The sequence below is a fragment of the Neobacillus muris genome, from assembly GCF_943193175.1.
GTDB classification, from domain to species: Bacteria; Bacillota; Bacilli; order Bacillales; family Cytobacillaceae; genus Neobacillus; species Neobacillus muris.
In genome coordinates this window covers 1-17,809 of record NZ_CALPDF010000053.1, presented here as the reverse complement: position 1 = coordinate 17,809, position 17,809 = coordinate 1, and the positions used below count along the sequence as shown (strand labels likewise).

At 40.4% G+C, this 17,809-nt stretch carries 19 protein-coding genes and 1 other annotated feature; of the genes, 1 reads left to right on the top strand and 18 read right to left on the bottom strand.

Features of this window, described 5'->3' with window-relative positions; all coding sequences use genetic code 11:
* Nucleotides 1-89 precede the first annotated feature (89 nt).
* The 18 genes from rpoD to rpsU all read right to left on the bottom strand — a co-directional run bounded on the left by rpoD (nucleotide 90) and on the right by rpsU (nucleotide 16,449).
* A complete protein-coding gene (gene rpoD, locus NFS43_RS22000; RefSeq protein ID WP_251555031.1) occupies nucleotides 90-1,232 on the bottom strand; it encodes an RNA polymerase sigma factor RpoD in 1,143 nt (380 codons plus the stop codon).
* 45 nt (nucleotides 1,233-1,277) lie between these two features.
* Complete coding sequence (gene dnaG, locus NFS43_RS21995; protein ID WP_251555030.1) at nucleotides 1,278-3,086, bottom strand: DNA primase; 1,809 nt, start codon at nucleotides 3,084-3,086, stop codon at nucleotides 1,278-1,280.
* A gap of 52 nt (nucleotides 3,087-3,138) precedes the next feature.
* The gene (locus NFS43_RS21990) at nucleotides 3,139-3,588 is read right to left on the bottom strand and encodes a YaiI/YqxD family protein (protein ID WP_338150629.1); all 450 of its coding nucleotides are present in this window, start codon (nucleotides 3,586-3,588) and stop codon (nucleotides 3,139-3,141) included.
* 471 nt (nucleotides 3,589-4,059) lie between these two features.
* Entirely contained in the window at nucleotides 4,060-4,869 is an 810-nt protein-coding gene (locus tag NFS43_RS21985) for a pyruvate, water dikinase regulatory protein (RefSeq protein WP_251555029.1), read from the bottom strand.
* Between the two features lie 33 nt (nucleotides 4,870-4,902).
* Nucleotides 4,903-5,535 (bottom strand): transcriptional regulator CcpN, encoded by a 633-nt coding sequence (gene ccpN / locus NFS43_RS21980; protein ID WP_277613995.1) that lies wholly within the window; start codon nucleotides 5,533-5,535, stop codon nucleotides 4,903-4,905.
* Between the two features lie 223 nt (nucleotides 5,536-5,758).
* Nucleotides 5,759-7,141, bottom strand: coding sequence for a glycine--tRNA ligase (locus tag NFS43_RS21975; RefSeq protein ID WP_251555027.1), 1,383 nt, complete (start codon nucleotides 7,139-7,141; stop codon nucleotides 5,759-5,761).
* Between the two features lie 53 nt (nucleotides 7,142-7,194).
* Nucleotides 7,195-7,381 (bottom strand) — a binding site (T-box leader).
* 50 nt (nucleotides 7,382-7,431) lie between these two features.
* Complete coding sequence (recO, locus tag NFS43_RS21970; protein ID WP_251555026.1) at nucleotides 7,432-8,184, bottom strand: DNA repair protein RecO; 753 nt, start codon at nucleotides 8,182-8,184, stop codon at nucleotides 7,432-7,434.
* A 34-nt stretch (nucleotides 8,185-8,218) separates the two neighbouring features.
* A complete protein-coding gene (locus NFS43_RS21965; protein WP_074433039.1) occupies nucleotides 8,219-8,362 on the bottom strand; it encodes a YqzL family protein in 144 nt (47 codons plus the stop codon).
* Between the two features lie 160 nt (nucleotides 8,363-8,522).
* Nucleotides 8,523-9,446, bottom strand: a complete 924-nt coding sequence (gene era, locus NFS43_RS21960) for a GTPase Era (RefSeq protein ID WP_251555025.1) — start codon at nucleotides 9,444-9,446, stop codon at nucleotides 8,523-8,525.
* On the bottom strand, nucleotides 9,436-9,837 hold the full coding sequence (locus NFS43_RS21955; protein ID WP_251555024.1) for a cytidine deaminase: 402 nt from the start codon (nucleotides 9,835-9,837) through the stop codon (nucleotides 9,436-9,438). The genes era and NFS43_RS21955 overlap by 11 nt, the downstream gene beginning before the upstream one ends.
* 169 nt (nucleotides 9,838-10,006) lie before the next feature.
* Nucleotides 10,007-10,393 (bottom strand): diacylglycerol kinase family protein, encoded by a 387-nt coding sequence (locus NFS43_RS21950; protein WP_251555022.1) that lies wholly within the window; start codon nucleotides 10,391-10,393, stop codon nucleotides 10,007-10,009.
* Nucleotides 10,371-10,844 carry an rRNA maturation RNase YbeY gene (gene ybeY, locus NFS43_RS21945; RefSeq protein ID WP_251555020.1) on the bottom strand — a complete coding sequence of 158 codons (474 nt, stop codon included), beginning with the start codon at nucleotides 10,842-10,844 and terminating at the stop codon, nucleotides 10,371-10,373. The genes NFS43_RS21950 and ybeY overlap by 23 nt, the downstream gene beginning before the upstream one ends.
* The gene (locus NFS43_RS21940) at nucleotides 10,841-13,012 is read right to left on the bottom strand and encodes an HD family phosphohydrolase (protein WP_251555018.1); all 2,172 of its coding nucleotides are present in this window, start codon (nucleotides 13,010-13,012) and stop codon (nucleotides 10,841-10,843) included. The genes ybeY and NFS43_RS21940 overlap by 4 nt, the downstream gene beginning before the upstream one ends.
* Nucleotides 13,013-13,207: 195 nt before the next feature.
* Nucleotides 13,208-14,179 (bottom strand): PhoH family protein, encoded by a 972-nt coding sequence (locus tag NFS43_RS21935; RefSeq protein WP_251555016.1) that lies wholly within the window; start codon nucleotides 14,177-14,179, stop codon nucleotides 13,208-13,210.
* A complete protein-coding gene (gene yqfD, locus NFS43_RS21930) occupies nucleotides 14,176-15,372 on the bottom strand; it encodes a sporulation protein YqfD (protein ID WP_251555015.1) in 1,197 nt (398 codons plus the stop codon). Before yqfD ends, NFS43_RS21935 begins: the two co-directional genes overlap by 4 nt.
* On the bottom strand, nucleotides 15,369-15,671 hold the full coding sequence (gene yqfC / locus NFS43_RS21925; protein WP_251555014.1) for a sporulation protein YqfC: 303 nt from the start codon (nucleotides 15,669-15,671) through the stop codon (nucleotides 15,369-15,371). Before yqfC ends, yqfD begins: the two co-directional genes overlap by 4 nt.
* A 142-nt stretch (nucleotides 15,672-15,813) precedes the next feature.
* Nucleotides 15,814-16,260: a GatB/YqeY domain-containing protein gene (locus tag NFS43_RS21920; RefSeq protein ID WP_251555013.1), complete on the bottom strand. Its 447-nt coding sequence runs from the start codon at nucleotides 16,258-16,260 to the stop codon at nucleotides 15,814-15,816.
* 15 nt (nucleotides 16,261-16,275) lie between these two features.
* Entirely contained in the window at nucleotides 16,276-16,449 is a 174-nt protein-coding gene (gene rpsU / locus NFS43_RS21915) for a 30S ribosomal protein S21 (RefSeq protein WP_042458546.1), read from the bottom strand.
* Between the two features lie 225 nt (nucleotides 16,450-16,674).
* Here rpsU and NFS43_RS21910 point away from each other — a divergent pair, with 225 nt between their 5' ends.
* Nucleotides 16,675-17,610, top strand: coding sequence for a Na/Pi symporter (locus NFS43_RS21910; RefSeq protein ID WP_251555012.1), 936 nt, complete (start codon nucleotides 16,675-16,677; stop codon nucleotides 17,608-17,610).
* Nucleotides 17,611-17,809 lie beyond the last annotated feature (199 nt).

The following is a 17,809-nucleotide window of genomic DNA, read 5'->3' as shown; positions in this document are numbered from 1 at the left end:
AGAAATAAGAAAAACGCTTGCAAATGCCGTGCCAATGTCCACAAAAAAAGTTTACTCCGAGTGAACGAAGTAAACTATTGATATACCGATTATTCTAAGAAATCCTTAAGGCGCTTACTGCGGCTCGGATGGCGCAATTTTCTTAATGCTTTCGCTTCAATTTGGCGGATCCGCTCACGGGTAACGCCAAAAACTTTGCCAACCTCTTCTAGAGTCCGTGTTCGGCCATCATCCAAGCCAAAGCGGAGACGAAGAACATTTTCTTCACGGTCTGTTAAAGTATCAAGAACGTCCTCAAGCTGTTCTTTTAACAACTCATAAGCTGCATGCTCAGATGGTGAGGTAGCGTCTTGGTCCTCAATAAAATCACCAAGATGTGAATCATCTTCCTCACCAATTGGCGTTTCGAGTGAAACAGGTTCTTGAGCAATTTTAAGAATTTCTCGAACCTTGTCCGGAGTTAAATCCATGTCTTCAGCAATTTCCTCCGGTGTTGGTTCGCGTCCTAAATCTTGAAGCAACTGACGCTGCACTCGGATGAGTTTATTGATGGTCTCGACCATATGGACGGGAATCCGGATTGTCCTGGCTTGGTCTGCAATAGCACGTGTAATTGCCTGGCGAATCCACCATGTTGCATACGTACTGAATTTGAATCCTTTACGGTAATCAAACTTTTCAACTGCTTTAATGAGACCCATATTACCTTCCTGGATCAGGTCAAGGAACAGCATGCCACGCCCGACATAGCGTTTTGCAATACTGACAACCAGCCGCAGGTTTGCTTCCGCCAGACGGCGTTTAGCTTCCTCATCACCTTGCTCAATCCGGTGCGCTAAATCAATCTCCTCTTCAGCAGAAAGCAAGTCAACACGGCCGATTTCTTTTAAATACATTCGAACCGGGTCATTAATTTTCACTCCTGGCGGGACGCTGAGGTCATTTAAATCAAACTCATCTTCATCCTCTTTTTCCAAATCTTTAAGGCTTGGATCGTCTTCCTCTTCCTCTTCGTCCGCATCGCCGACTAATTCGATACCTTGATCGCCAAGGAACTCGTAAAATTCGTCCATTTGCTCGGACTCTAATTCAAAATTGGCCATTTTCTCGGCAATATCATCATAGGCAAGGACGCCGACCTTTTTTCCCATTTCAGTTAATTGTTCTTTTACTTGTTCAAGGGTCAATTCATTATCGACCTCATTTGCACGGGCTGATTTTTCAGCAGCCATCAGGGAGTCCCCTCCTTCCAAAAATCAAAAACGCTAGAAAAAAATTTAAAGTGACCTGCGCAGTTCCAGAATCTCACTAGCTAAGCGAATAGCTTTTTGAATATCATTCTGGCGCTCTGCTTCTTTTTGTTCTGCCTCTTTTTCCTTTATTTTTAACCTTATTTTATAATTCAACACTTGCTTGATATAATCCGTTAATTCTTGATTTCCCACTTCATCATTAATGGACATCATTTCAATGTCCGCAACCGTCCTTCTAAGGTTCTCATCTTGGATATAGGATAAAAATGCGCTTGTATCTGGTTCCAAGTGATCTTCATAAAACCCTAATAGATAAGTGATGATTGCCTGATGCTCGTCAAAATTAAACGCACTTCCTTGTAATAATTCCTGAACTTTATAAGCCACATCCCGATCTTTTAACATATGGGCAATTAAGCATCTTTCTGCCTTATAATAGGCAGGCTTAAGCTCACTCACTTGCTTTTGGACAATAACAGGCTTACGATTTACAGGACTGTTTCCAGCAGCCGTCTTTTTTTCGGCGAAATAAATCTGTTTTTGCTGCTGCTTCAATGCATCTAATGATAGGGAAAACTCCGATGCAAGCTGCCGCAAATAATGGTCTCTTTCTACCGCCTTGGATAACTTGCTGATTTCTTTTATTATTTCTTCGATATAGGAAAGCCTATCTCCTTCATTGTGAAGATTTTTTCCTCTTCGAAAGTATAGAAATTTAAAGCCCATCCAAGTATGGCTTGCGCCAATTACTTCATTCCGAAATTTTTCAACCCCATATAATTTTATATACTCATCAGGATCCAATCCATCTGGCATAACGGCTACTTTCAGTTGAAAACCCGCTTCATTCAGCAAATTTCCGGCACGGAAGGCTGCCTCAATACCGGCATTATCGGAATCATAGCAAACGGTGATCGACTCAGCATTTTGCCGCAATAAGGCAATATGGTCATCTGTTAATGCAGTTCCCATCGTAGCAATGCCATTTTCCACTCCAGCCCGATCAGCCGCAATCACATCAGCAAAGCCTTCAAATAAAACCGCTTGATGCAATTTTTTTATGCTGGCTCTAGCCTGATGAAAATTATATAATGTTTTGCTTTTATGAAATATTGCTGTTTCGGGACTATTTAAGTATTTGGGCTCTCCGGCCCCAAGTGATCTCCCTGAAAAAGCAATGGTATTCCCATGACGGTCAAATATCGGAAACATAATTCGATCCCTGAATCGGTCGAAGTACGTTCCATCTTTTTCTCGCTTGATAATAAGTCCGGCTTTTTCCATCCATTCAGGAGGATAATCCCTTTTTGAAAGAAATTTCACCACAAAGTCCCATGAATTTAAGGAATAACCTATTTGGAATTTATCAATCGACTCATGAGTAAAACCTCTTCCTAAAAGATATTCTAAAGCATGCTGACCTTCCTTTGTATTTACCAGCAAGTGGTGATAAAATTTACGTAGAAGTTCATGTGCATCTTGCATTGCTTGAATTTCTTTAGAAGCTTTTCTTTCTTTGTGGACGGAAGCCTGGTTCAAATCAAGGTCAATGTTCACTTTTGCTGCCAATTTAATGGCTGCTTCTTGAAATGAAATTCCTTCAATGTCCATTAAAAAAGAAAAAACATTGCCGCCAGCACCACACCCAAAGCAGTGGTATATTTGCTTATCGGGTGATACCGAAAACGATGGGGAATTCTCTCCATGGAAAGGACATAAACCGAAGTAATTTCGCCCCTGCTTTTTTAGTTGAACATAATCGCCAATGATTTCAACGATATCAACAGCTTGACGAACTTGGTCAATTTTTTCTTCGGCAATACGATCTGCCATGAAAACATCTCCATTGCATTACTGTAATACTGTAATACAGGTATTCAACAAATCATCGTTTAATTCCTGCAAAATTCGACAAAATTTTTGTTAATTCTGTCACAAATCTAATTCTATCCTTGGCTTGAAAGGGTTTTGGCCCTTTTCCGTAATCTCCCCTTCTTCTGGCTTTAGCATGCAGAAACCGCATATCCAATGCAGTCTGCATAGCGCTTTCCTGAAATAAGTATCCTTTTGGCGACATAACATGAACCCCCTTTAAAAGTAAGGTGGAAGCAAGACCAATATCCTGCGTAATCACGATATCTCCTTTGTCGGCATGATTCATAATAAATAAATCTGCAGCTTCCTTCCCGGCATCAACATATTTCCAACTTGCGTATGTAATCTCATCTCTCATATGATGATCATAGGAAGAAACAAATTGGACGGGGACTGTAAAACTGGAAGCAATTTCGACAATCTCTGCTTTAACTGGACATGAATCCGCATCGACATAAATTGTCAGACTGTCATTTACCTCTGTATTAATTCTACATCACTCCGCATTTTCCTTCTTTAAATGATTAAATTTATGAGGAAAACCCGCCTATTTGGCGAAAACCAATAGACATTTTGCACGGTGCGCCATTTCTGGTTCATAGAAAGGACAAACCCAAAGTTTATACTTAAAGAAGGGAGGTTATGTCGAAATTTTTTTTATCGGTTTTCTTGACATCTCACAATAAATAGTTTATTCGTTCATATGCAAGTCTAAACCTAAAAAGTGTGCATTTTTATCACAATTTTTTATTATAGTCCAAATAGAATGATTTTGCCATTATTTTTTACCGTTTTTTCAATTTTTCCGTCTTAAAGAAGGATGGCCCATTAAAGGCAGGGCCTCTTAAACATTCTTTTCCAAGCATAGGCTGCTAAAAACAGAAGCCTTGGAAAGGGCCTAAGAGGTTCGGCACCTTCATTTGAGCCATCCTCATGGTTTTGCCTTCTGGATATAATTCAAAATCACGTTAGCTGTTTCCTCTACTGCTTTGTTGGTTACATCGATAACAGGACAATTAATTTTATTCACGATTCTTTCAAAAAAGTCCAGTTCCTCTTTAATCCGATTAATGCTGGCATAGCTTGCTTTGTCATTGAGCCCCAAGGAAATCAATCGTTCACGCCTTATATCATTCAGTTTCTCTGGGCTGATTTTTAAGCCAAAACATTTTTCTTTCGGAACCGTAAATAACTCCTCAGGAGGATCCACTTCTGGGACAATCGGAACATTAGCCACCTTTAATCGCTTATGGGCTAAATACTGCGATAGCGGTGTTTTGGAAGTTCTTGAAACGCCAATTAAAATAATATCTGCTTTCAATATTCCGCGCGGGTCACGTCCATCATCATATTTTACAGCAAATTCAATGGCTTCAATTTTTTTAAAATAGTCCTCATCCAATTTACGGACAAGTCCCGGCTCAAATAAAGGGGTCTTGCCGCTATAGCCTTGAACCTGATCGATGATTGGCCCAATTAAATCAACCGCCATAACCCCTTTTTTTTCAGCGGCGTCCTTCATATATGTACGCATATCTGGCTTCACTAACGTGAAGGCGATCATGCCATGATCCATGGCTGCAAGCGATAAAACTTCATCAATATGTTCTTGATCTTCAACATAAGGAAATCTTTTTAATATCATTCCAGACCCATTAAACTGACTGATGGCGGCTTTTGTCATTAATTCTGCTGTTTCCCCGACCGAATCCGATACGACATAAATGACATGTGAACCCATTGGTGCCTCATCATCTCCTTTTTCCTATTTGCGTTACTCGTCTCCCAAAGCTACAAAAGCCTTTGTGATATTGGTTTTTGTAATCCTGCCGATGACTTCATAGCCTTCCTCTGTTTTTCTAACCACAGGAAGTGCATCGATTTGTTTTTCAATCAATTTTCTGGCGATGTCAATGAGCAAGTCGTCCCGTTCACACATCGTAATATTAGGCATTCTTGTCATAATAATGTTGACGGGGATAGCAGTCAGCTCTTGTTTGCCGATGCTGGCCCTAAGCAGGTCCTTTCTCGACAGAACTCCTGCTAAGTGTGATTTTTGATCCACTACAAATAAAGTGCCTACATCTTCAAGAAACATCGTGCATATGGCATCATAAACAGAAACATTCTCACTTACTACAACAGGAATTGACTGGTATTCTTTCACATAGATTTTTTGAAGGTTTTCTGTTAACAGCTGTACTCCAGATTTCCCAGTATAAAAATAGCCAACACGAGGCCTGGCATCAAGGAAACCAGCCATTGTCAAGATGGCAAGATCGGGGCGCAGCGTAGCCCTGGTCAAGTTTAGCTGGTCAGCAATTTGTTCCCCTGTTATCGGTCCGTTCTCCTTCACAATTTGCAAAATCTGGTCCTGGCGTTTAGTCAGTTCGATCGTCCTCACCACCCTCACTAACAATATAAAAGGTTATATGTATAATAGGAATATTATATACTAATCCTAATCTAATGAAAATAATCAACCTATTGGCCATTCTTTTTGAAAAGGGGCTGTCAAAAAGAAAAGAGGCCAGACACCACACCACACCATATAGAGGGTATTTTAAAAAAACCTTCTATATATTGGTATACGTGGAGTCAGACCCCTAAATGGACAGCCCTCTAAAAATTTAAAATGCCATTTTTTCTTGTAAAAATGAAACCAATTCGGAAATCGGCAGTCGTGTTTGTTCCATCGTATCGCGGTCCCGTACGGTTACCATATGATCTTCCTGGGAATCAAAATCATAGGTAATACAATAAGGTGTGCCAATTTCGTCATGGCGGCGGTATCGTTTGCCAATCGAGCCTGCTTCGTCATAATCCACATTAAAATATTTAGCTAAATCGGCAAATACCTCGCGCGCTCCTTCAGAAAGCTTTTTAGACAACGGCAGAACGGCCGCTTTAAATGGTGCCAAGGCAGGATGGAAATGCATCACTGTCCGGGACGTTCCATCTTCAAGCTGTTCTTCATCATAGGCATCAATTAAGAACGCCAATGTTACGCGGTCAGCCCCTAAGGATGGCTCAATACAATATGGTACATACTTTTCATTTGTTTCCGGATCCTGGTAGTGGAAATCCTCACCTGAGAATTGCATATGCTGTTTTAAGTCATAATCAGTCCTCGATGCGACACCCCAAAGCTCGCCCCAGCCGAAAGGAAACTTGTATTCAAAGTCTGTTGTCGCATTGCTGTAATGGGATAATTCCTCTTCTGAATGGTCGCGAAGCCGGATATTTTCTTTGGTCATTCCTAGTGATAAGAGCCATTTTTCCGCATACTGTTTCCAATAATCGAACCAAGTTAATTCTTCACCCGGCTTGCAGAAGAATTCAAGCTCCATTTGTTCAAATTCTCTTGTACGGAATGTGAAGTTACCAGGAGTGATTTCATTCCGGAAGCTTTTTCCTATTTGCGCAATACCGAAAGGCAATTTTTTTCGCATCGTCCGCTGAACATTTTTAAAGTTAACAAAAATGCCTTGGGCCGTTTCCGGACGGAGGAAAATTTCATTCGTGCTTGTTTCGGTAACACCCTGGAATGTTTTAAACATTAAATTGAACTGGCGGATTCCGGTAAAATCATGGCTGCCACAATCTGGGCAAGCAATATTATGTTCCTTGATCAGCTCCTCCATTTTTGAAAATGGAAGGCCATCAACAACCATTTCAATGCCTTTTTCTTCAAGCGCATTTTCTATCAATTTGTCCGCACGATGGCGTGCCTTACAATTTTTACAGTCAATCATAGGGTCATTAAAGTTTCCGATATGGCCGGAAGCCTCCCATGTCCTTGGGTTCATCAAAATGCTGGCATCCAAGCCGACATTATACGGTGATTCCCGGACGAATTTTTTCCACCAAGCTTGTTTAATATTATTTTTGAATTCAACGCCTAACGGGCCATAATCCCATGTATTGGCAAGGCCGCCGTAGATTTCCGACCCCGGGAAAATAAAACCTCTATGTTTGGCATGTGCAACGATTTGCTCCATTGATACACTCATCTGAATTTCTCCTTTTTTAAAAAATAAAAAACTCCCATCCCTATGCTTAAAAGCATAGGGACGAGAGTTACCCGCGGTTCCACCCTATTTGCTGCCCAATAGAGCAGCCACCTTACTATATGTGAATTCTCACATGATTGCTCAGGAATGCCTTCGTTAGTTCTCTATACCCTAGCTTACACTGTCCTAGGTTCGCTTTTATAGAGGATGCTAAGTACTACTTTCCTTCAACGCAAATATTTTATTAAACAAAATATTAACGAAAATACGAGACATTGTCAACCAGACATCTATAACATATGACGAAATTTATCCATGGAATCAAGGAACTTCTTTGTTTTGAGATGAAGCCCTGAGTATTCGTCATAATAGGCGGAGATGACTTGTTTTAACTCTGCCTTCGTTTGATCCTTAACTGATATATTTCCTAATCTGGAGAGGTCCATATAGTAAAATAATCGTAACAGTTTGACAGTCGCTGGCGTAATTTTAAAATGGTAGGGATCCTTACCTATACAACGATGACAAATGAATCCCCCTTCACGGATGGAAAAGGAAAAATGCCCGTCTGTATTTCCGCAAACGGAACATTGATTAAGTGTGGGATATAAGCCCAGCACATTCAGCATTTTCATTTCATAAATATTCATAAGTACGTCAGGATCAAAACCTTCGTTCATATAATTCAATGTTTGATACAGCAATTCAAAATGGAATGGATTCGGCTTCTTCTCCTCTGTACATTTATCAGTTAATTCGACTATATAACTGGCATATGCAGTTAGAAATAGATCCTCCGTTATTGAACGCATCGAGGTGATAATCTCGCCTTGCTGCATACTTCCAAGGCCGGTGCCTCTTTGCACAAGAAAATAGCCATATGTAAAAAGCTGAGAAATGGAGGAAAGGCGGCTATTAGGCTTTTTAGCCCCTCGCGCCATAACGCCAATCTTTCCCCATTCTCTTGTATATATGGTCACAATTTTATTTGTTTCACCATAATCTGTTGTCCTAATAACAATGCCTTCACATTTTTGCAGCATGAGTAGCCACCATCCTAATGAGTGGAAGGCAAACCTATGAAATAGGAAAATCGATTTCTGCTAGCTCTTCATTCAGACTGCCGGGTATTTCTTGGTTTTCCTTCTCAAGCTCTTTAAAGAGAAGATAAGTGTCAATATTACCTGTCTGGGTAAATACTTTCCACGTAAAATCCAACATGAAAACCCCACCTTTTTCATTTTTAGACTAGCGATAAAACATTCCCATACCTTACAATTTATCATAGCCTGCCTTTGCTATAATCATGAAACGTAAATATTGTTAATCCCGTTCATGCATATTTTAAAACTAAGCCTAATACGTTAATTAAAGTGAGCGGTTAATATTCGTCCTCATTAAAGCCGTATTCCCGGAGCTGAGACATTCGATTGCGCCAGTCTTTCTGCACCTTGACCCATAACTCGAGAAACACTTTGGTGCCAAGAAGATTTTCAATATCCACTCGAGCCCGTTTGCCAATTTCTTTCAGCATGCTTCCTTGCTTTCCGATTATAATTCCCTTTTGCGAATCCCGTTCCACAATAATGGTTGCCATAACATGAACAATATCTTTCCCCTGCTGCCGTTCCATTTTATCAAGTACAACAGCGATGGAATGAGGGATTTCTTCTCTTGTTAAATGAAGCGCTTTTTCCCTGATTAATTCTGTAATGACAAACCGTTCAGGATGGTCGGTTACCTGGTCAGCAGGATAATACTGGGGCCCGTTTGGCAAATAAGTCTTAATTTGTTCCAATAGCCGATCCACATTGTTTCCTTGCAGTGCCGAGATTGGAACAATCTCAGTAAAAGGATACTTTTCCTTATAGGTTTCAATAATTGGGAGCAATTCATCCGGGTGAATTTGGTCAATCTTATTTATGACCAAAAAGATCGGCGTATCAACTTTTTCAAATTTTTCTAAAATGAATTCCTCACCGCGGCCGAAGCCTTCTTCTGCATTGACCATAAATAGAACAAGATCGACTTCTTTAAGTGTATTTTGGGCAACCTTCATCATAAAGTCGCCTAATTTGTGTTTTGGTTTATGAATTCCTGGTGTATCAATAAATATCATCTGTGCATCCGCTAATGTCAACACACCTTGAATTTTGTTTCGGGTCGTTTGCGGTTTGTCACTCATAATTGCAATTTTTTGACCGATGACTTGATTCAAAAATGTTGATTTTCCTACATTAGGCCTGCCAATGATGGAAATAAATCCTGATTTAAAATCCTTCGTTTCGTTTGTATTATTTAGCATGTAGATCCTCCGGAGAAAAAGCACCAGGAAGTAATTCTGCAACGGTGATCTCTTGTATATCCCCTTTTAAGTTCGTTAAAATCACTTTCATATCACGGGGACATAGTTCGGAGATCACTTGCCGGCATGCGCCGCAGGGAGAGCACGGCCGGTCCGTATCTGCTATTACGGCCATCAGTTGAAAATCTCGGTCTCCTTCAGAATATGCTTTAAACAAGGCAGTTCGTTCCGCACAATTACACATACTATATGCAGCGTTTTCGATATTGCAGCCATGATATACTTTTCCATCTTTTGTTAACAATGCTGCTCCAACTCCGAACTTGGAATATGGAACATATGCTTTTTCTCTTGCTAGCTTCGCTTCATCAATTAATTGTTCAATGTTCACTAGTCTTCTTCCTTTCCAGCAGTAATCTGCTGTTCTTTTATTTTACATCAAATTTTAATGAAAATCATTATCTGTTACAAAAAAACTTAAAAATTTCAAATAGTTGAAATATTCATAAAATTTATCATTAACAAGTAATAAACACGTAAATGGATGGCACCTTTGCCATTTAAAAAAGCTGATAGATATAGGGCCAGAAAATGATTATGCCAATTAACGCGCAAAATAAAGCGTAAACAAGTACAGCCCCGGCAGCAAGGTCCTTCGCTTGCTTTGCAAGGGGATGAAATTCTGATGTAACCATATCCACGACGCGTTCAACGGCACTGTTCATTAATTCTAAGGCAAACATGCCGCCAATAGCAATCAGAATGACGAGCCACTCGGTTTTGGTTATCGAAAAAAAATAAGCAAGCAGTACTGCGGCAATTCCACTGCATATATGAAACCTCATATTCCGTTCCTGTATGGCACCATGTTTAATCCCCTCAGCTGCATAGGAAAAGGAGCGGAAAAAGCCCCGAAACTTTGATTTATCGTTTGAGGCCATATTCATTTAAAATTTCCCTTTGCAGTGTAAACATTACCTGTTCGTCTTCCTCCGTCATATGGTCATAACCAAGCAGGTGCAAAAACCCGTGTACAGCTAAAAAGCCTAACTCGCGCAAAAAACTATGACCGTATTCTTTTGCCTGCTCCCTTGCTTTAGGAATCGATATAATGATATCACCGAGGATGCGCGGCATATGCATATCGGCCCCAATTAATTCTGTCTCACCTTCCCCCAGTTCTTCTAAGGCAAAGGAAATCACATCTGTCGGCGCATCCTTATCACGGTATTCACGGTTAATCTCATGTATTTTTTCATTCGTCACAAAAGTGATGGACACTTCGCTATTCTCAATCTCTTGTTTATCGGCCGCAAAACTGACTAATCTTTCAATTTCGAGTATTTGCTGCTCGGTTAATTCATTAGTCTCATCAGTTGAATCAATGATTAATGTCATGCTTGCTTCACTTCTTTCTTCGTTAATTCTGGATACTCGATTCTTGAATGGAAGATCCCTTTAAGTGTCTCACACAATGTATCTGATACCGTGTCAATTTCTCTAATGGTCAGGTCACATTTATTCAATTGCCCATCTTGAAGCCGATCGGCAACAATTTTCCTTACAAGCGACTCTATTAGCTCGGGTGTTGGCTGGGACAACGAACGGACGGCGGCCTCTACACTATCGGCAATTCCAACTACCGCCGATTCTTTTGACTGTGCCCTTGGGCCCGGGTAGCGAAAATCCTCTTCTTTTGTATCAGGATTCGTCTGCAGCGCCTTATGATAAAAGAACTTTAGCAATGTGGTTCCATGATGTTGTTCGGCGATTTCGATAATCTCTCTCGGCATATGAAATTTTTTTAATATCGCCACCCCATCTGTTACATGGGAAATAATGATCCCAGCGCTTTTTTCCGGTGGCAGCCGGTCATGCGGATTGTCATTATGCATTTGATTTTCAATGAAAAAGTTGGGGCGCCTTGTTTTGCCGATATCATGATAATAGCTTCCAACTCTCGCCAGTAGCCCGTTCGCCCCAATCGCTTCACAAGCCGACTCCGCCAAATTGGCCACCATAACACTATGATGATACGTTCCTGGCGCTTCCATTAAAATTTTTCTAAGAAGCGGATGATTGGGATTCGATAACTCAATCAGTTTCATCGTGGACAATATGCCAAAACTTGCTTCAAAAAAGGGCAATAACCCAATTGTCAGTACAGCAGAACCAAAACCAGATACAACTGCCGTTACCACATAATATCCATATTCTATTCCTGAATACTTTCCATTTGGCAAAAACAATAATACTGCAATGACCAGCAGGTTAATTAACGCAGCAAACAAACCGGCCTGCAAGATTTTTGACCGGCGGTTATGGGTACTTAAAAATAGAATGGCCGCCATTGCACTAAAAAGAAGATAAATACCCTCTGAAAAATTGAAAATCCCTGTAACGCCTTCATTAAATAATACACTTCCGCAAACAGCAAAAACAATCGATGTAAGAATGGCCAGCTTTTCATCAATTAAGATTTTCAGGAGCATACCGCCCATGGCAGCAGGATAAAGATATCCCACCCCGGAATATCCATCCAGCATACTGATAATTTTCATGATAAATATCGAAAGAAGAAAAATCAGCCCATATAATAATAAATGGGTTTGCCGTTTTTCGGGTGCTGAATCCAGCTGATAAAAATAATAATAGATCGCAGAAAGTACAGTTATTATTAAGATCGTTAGACCGGCAAAAGGTTTTAAGGATTTGGTATTATTAAGCAAACCGGTAAGTTTCAATTGGCGGTAAATTTCCTGGTTAATCAAATCCCCCTGCTCTACGATGATTTGCCCTTGAAGGATTTTTACGGGTTCTACACTTTCCGCAGCTTGCCGGCGCAGTTCTTCCGTTGCAACTGAGTCATAAAATTCATTTTGGATGATGGCATACCTGCCCAATTCAATGGATGCCAGCTTTAAATTCTCATTTAAAGTAGAATATTTCAATTCCTCTTCGACTCTTTTTTTCGCATTTTCGACTTCATCAGCCGGAATTCTCTTTGTCATGGCATTGCTAATAGCAGTAACAGTTAAATCCTTCGCAATCGACAATTCATCATTGCTGGCTTGGGCTAATGCAGTAAAAACCTGGTTGGGCAGCTGTTTTGAAACCGTCTCTGTCAGTTCTTCTTTAAGCCTTGCCGCTTTCTCAGAAACGCTCGGCCCTGATGCAATCGGTTGAGTTCCCTCTAAGATGTCAGTGGTTTGTTCCTTAAGTTCCTCAGCTATTTGATCATTTACTTCCACAGCTGTTTTAAATATAGAGGAAATCAAATCAACCCGGTTTTGGGTATATTCATTTTTCAACGTATAGACAGGCTTGACTTGATCGCGGGCCTCTTGCCGTTTTGCTTCCGTACTTTCCTTATCCTCTACCGTACTTGGGGAACGTATCGTTTTCTCCGCAATCGAAAATAGATTCGTATCTAACTTTTCTGGTTTCACATTACTGAACATTACTGCGAATAGTACCATCCCCAGAACGATAAAAAATAGTACGCGAAAGAAAGTGATATCAAGCAGTTTTCTGATCCTTACGAAGTTCTGCTGCAGTTTATCCAACTAAATCCCTCCAGCCACAGCCAGTTATTTTCCATCCTACACTGTTTTATTGATTTTAGTCGAAAGATTGCTTTATGTAAAATAATATCAGTTTTTTTGGCAAGTTTCACCTTCCTCATGATGAAGGATGGAAATCTTCCTTCCTTTAAAGCAAAAAAGGATACCCTAAAGAAAAGGCGTATCCTCACGTTTGCATCATGTATTTTGGATGGATAGTTTCTCATAGGCCTCAATGATCCTGCCGACTAACGGATGCCGGACAACATCACTTTGTTCAAACTTCACAAATGCGATCCCTTTAACATTCCGCAAGATGACTTCTGCTTCAACCAATCCGGATTTTGCCCCCTTCGGCAAATCAATCTGTGTCTGGTCACCTGTTATGACCATTTTTGAGCCAAAGCCAAGTCTGGTAAGAAACATTTTCATTTGTTTATTGGTCGTATTTTGGGCTTCATCGAGGATAACAAAGGCATCCTCCAGGGTACGTCCTCTCATATACGCAAGAGGGGCAATTTCAATCGTCCCGCGTTCTATTAGCCTTTGGGTATGCTCTACTCCCAATACATCATGCAATGCGTCATAAAGCGGCCTTAAATAAGGATCAACCTTTTCTTTCAGATCCCCCGGCAAAAATCCAAGACTTTCCCCGGCTTCCACTGCCGGTCTTGTTAAAATAATGCGATTCACCTCGCCGTTTTTGAGTGCATTCACTGCCATTACGACAGCTAGATAGGTTTTTCCAGTTCCTGCAGGTCCAATTCCAAAAATCAAATCATTATTGCGGATGGCCATAATATATTGTCTTTGGCCGATCGTTTTGACCCGTATCGTCTTTCCTTTGACCGTTTTTCCAATTTCCTCGTCGTACAAATTGACAAAATACTCCAAGGTCCCTTTTTGCGCCATTTGAACAGCATACAGGACATCTGTTTGACTGATGTTAATTCCTTTTCGAATCACAACTATCAGTTGATCAATTACTTCTCCTGCTAACGCTGTTTTATCGGCATCTCCTGAGAGGCTGACGGATTCACCTCTTGTAATAATGGAAACACCTAGCTCCTGCTCAATTACCTTTAGGTTTTGGTCTGAATTTCCCAACAATGCCATAGCTTCTGTTGGATTTTCAAGCTGTACATTTATCGTGGTTAACTTTACTGTCATTCCTGAGTCTCCTCGGATATTGGATGTCCAACTGCAATATTTTCGATAACTTTAAAATGGATATCTAGTATAACCTTACCATTTTCTACAGCTTTGTGTAAAATTTTTTCATCCTTAATACTAGCATCTTCATCCAAACGGCTTTTTATTTCCTTTTTCGCCATTTCAAGCGCCATTTGTTCCGCTTCTTTTTCTGAGTAAGTCCGTGTAAATTCTTCCCGCTCCCTAATTGTTTTGTTCACATATGAAATGGGCAGTTCCCATTTTAAAAAATGCAGTTTATGTTCATTGATCTCTGTTTCATATTCTTTATATTCAGGTTTGCCAAAGCCCCATACAGGCAGCTCCATTTTCCCGAACTGAATGGAATGCTTGACCATTTCCTTTCCGTTAAAAACTTTAAACTTTGTAGTTAACGGAAGCTCTACATGGCTTTTATACCATGTCTCACCCCAAACCTCCCCTTTTGCGGCTACCATTCTGGGATTTTGACCATCTTGTCCGATTTGCCCCGATACTAGTAATTGCCCTTGCTCTACGTAGTCATTTTTACTAATCATTAACTGCCCTTCTTCGATATAGTGACCAACAATAACGGCCTTTTTCTTAGCAATTAGATTTTGCGGCCCCAGCTGTTCCGGCTTTTTAGGTTCATTTTTTTCCACAACTTGAAGATGATAGGTTGTCCCGTTCAGCTCCACTCCAACCCAGGTGAGATCGTTAATGTTATCGGTTAATTGGCGCTGGATTCCCTCCACATTTTTAACGGTAAATTGCAGCTTGCCAATTTTGACCCCCATCTTGTCCAATTCTTTGCGGATTTTATATTCCGTTTCAGGCTTTGCCCCTTTAATTTCAATGCCCCAGATCACATTGGATAAAAGAAAAATAATCACAAGAAAAATGGCTGCCCCGGCAATAAAGCCGCTATTTTTTAACATTCTCTTTGATAGAAACGGGAGCCCTTTTCTTTGCAGGAATGACAGCTTCAAGCCGCTGTTTCGAATAAAATGCCTAATTTCTTTTGCGTCACTTAACCTTATTCGGAAAGTGATCGTTTCTGTTCCGTGCCGTTTCACATGCCAAATATGATAGCCATTTCTAATCAGGACATTTATAAACCGCTCCGTCCCTTTCCCTGTAAGCTTAACGGTTACAATGCCAAAGAAAAATTCTATCCACTGGTTCTTCATTTTGATCCTCCTGGGTTTTCAGTTATATAGATGACCTGATCAATTTTTCCTTCAAGCAATATTTCTTCAGGTAAAATGGTCTTGATAACAAAGGATTTGCCCTTAATTAAGATTTGACCCTGCTTTAACAGCAGACGGAGTTCTTTGTCGGTGAACGCCAGCAATCCTCGATGATTTTCTATGTAAATATGGATTTGTCCAATCATTGTAATACGTGGTAAGTCCATGATGACATCTTGAGGAAGATCCATTTTTTTCGTCATCCACTGGCGAATGCGCTGGCTCCATTTTTTTGCCATAAAAAAAGAACCCCCTTTCATCTCATATTTATGAAATAAAAAGAGGTTCTAGCACAATTTTTTAGAAAAGCAGGAGCCATGGCCGGCATGCATAAATAAAAGACCACAGGATTAACAATCCTGTGGTCTGGGTGTCAGAATACTATGAAAGGTGTTGTTGTACAAATTTATTAACAAGTGAACCATCTGCTTTGCCTTTTACTTTCGGCATAATCGCAGCCATCACTTTTCCCATATCCGCTTTTGATGTAGCACCGACTTCAGAAATGGTTTGTTTTACAATTTCTGCAAGTTCGTCTTCTGAAAACTGCTTTGGCATATACAGCTCGACGATTGCAATTTCTGTACGTAATTTTTCAACCAGATCTTCACGACCCGCTTTATCAAACTCATGGAGGGAGTCTTTGCGTTGTTTTAATTCGCGAGAAAGGACCGTTAACTCATCTTGTTCGGATAACTCTTTGACGCCAAGCTTAATCGCTTCATTTTGCATAGAAGCTTTAATCATCCGAATCACAGATAATTTGTCTTTTTCCTTACTTTTCATCGCTTGCTTCATGTCATTATTTAAACGCTCAAGAAGACTCATGTGTGTTACACCCTCTTAATACTTACGTTTTCTTGCTGCTTCAGACTTTTTCTTACGTTTTACACTTGGTTTTTCGTAGAATTCGCGCTTTCTAGCCTCTTGCAAAGTACCTGTTTTTGATACAGAACGTTTGAAGCGACGAAGAGCATCTTCAAGCGATTCGTTTTTACGAACGACGGTTTTAGACATTCTCTTTCCCTCCCTCCGAAACACAACACACTTACATCAATCCATGTACCTTGCAATTATAATATAACCTTGAAACAAGGTCAACTGAATTTCATGCTACATTATTGGGAAATCATATTTTTATGCATAATCTCCATAATTTATTTTTTTCATAGGTTAATTTCCGCATGAAATGGCATGTCCCCCTGTGCTGCACCATACAATGAAGAAGGGGGTGCCTGAGACATGCTGTATGTAGTATTATTTGTACTTTGCATTTTATTATTTATCTTTGGAATGACAATTATCAGAATCGGCCTATTCAATTTGTCAGCAAAAAATTTAAAAACCTGGCTCATTAAATTGACCGATACGCCAATGAAAGGAATGCTGACAGGGACATTTATTACTGCCCTGCTGCAGAGCAGTTCTGCGGTGATGGTGATTACGATTGGATTAATTTCTGCAAAAATCATGACCTTTCCGCAATCCATTGGCATTATTCTTGGAACCAATATTGGGACCACTTTTAAGACGGAATTAATTACGTTTAATATAGATCTTGTTCTCATACCGTTTGCCATTATCGGGGCCTTGTTTATCCTGATTCCAAGGAGAAAAATAAGAAGCGTCGGAATGCTTTTCTTAGGGATTGCATCCGTTTTTACTGCCATGAAGGGATTTGAAATGCTGGCAGGACCTCTCACCTCAATGGCTCTCATCCACCGCTTTATTACAGGCATTAATGGCAGCATTCTTATCAGCCTGTTAACCGGTGCCTTTATTACCGCCATTATCCAATCTAGTACGGCTATGACTGGGATAGCGATGAGTTTTTTAACGGCCGGTCTTCTCCAGCTTGATGCCGGAATTGCGATTGTTTTAGGAGCAAATATCGGGACATGCATTACTGCCGTCATTGCGTCCATCGGGGGTGGAAGAGAATCGAGGCTGGCGGCGTTTGCACATGTCTGGCTGAATGTAGTAGGGGTTTCGCTGTTTATCCCCCTTATCCCCTTCTTGACCGAAAATGCTCCATTATTGGCCAGCAGCCCCAATGTTCAATTAGCTCACATTAGTGTCATCTTTAATGTCGTATCTTCACTGGTGGTACTGCCTGTTGCTACAAAGTTTGGTGAGATGATCTTATTTTTGCATGATCGAAAACCTAAGGGTATATAAGAATTACTTACATGCACGAAAATTGGCCAATGGATAAAAAAAAGGACCCCTCAAGGTCCTCAGGCTGTCGAAAAACCTTCGACAGCTTTTATTTTATCTTTATTCTTTATTAATTCACCGCATTAATATGATATAATATTATTAATAGTTGTCTATGCGAATTGTCGGTTGATTTGCGCTCCAGGCGCTTCGCTTTCCG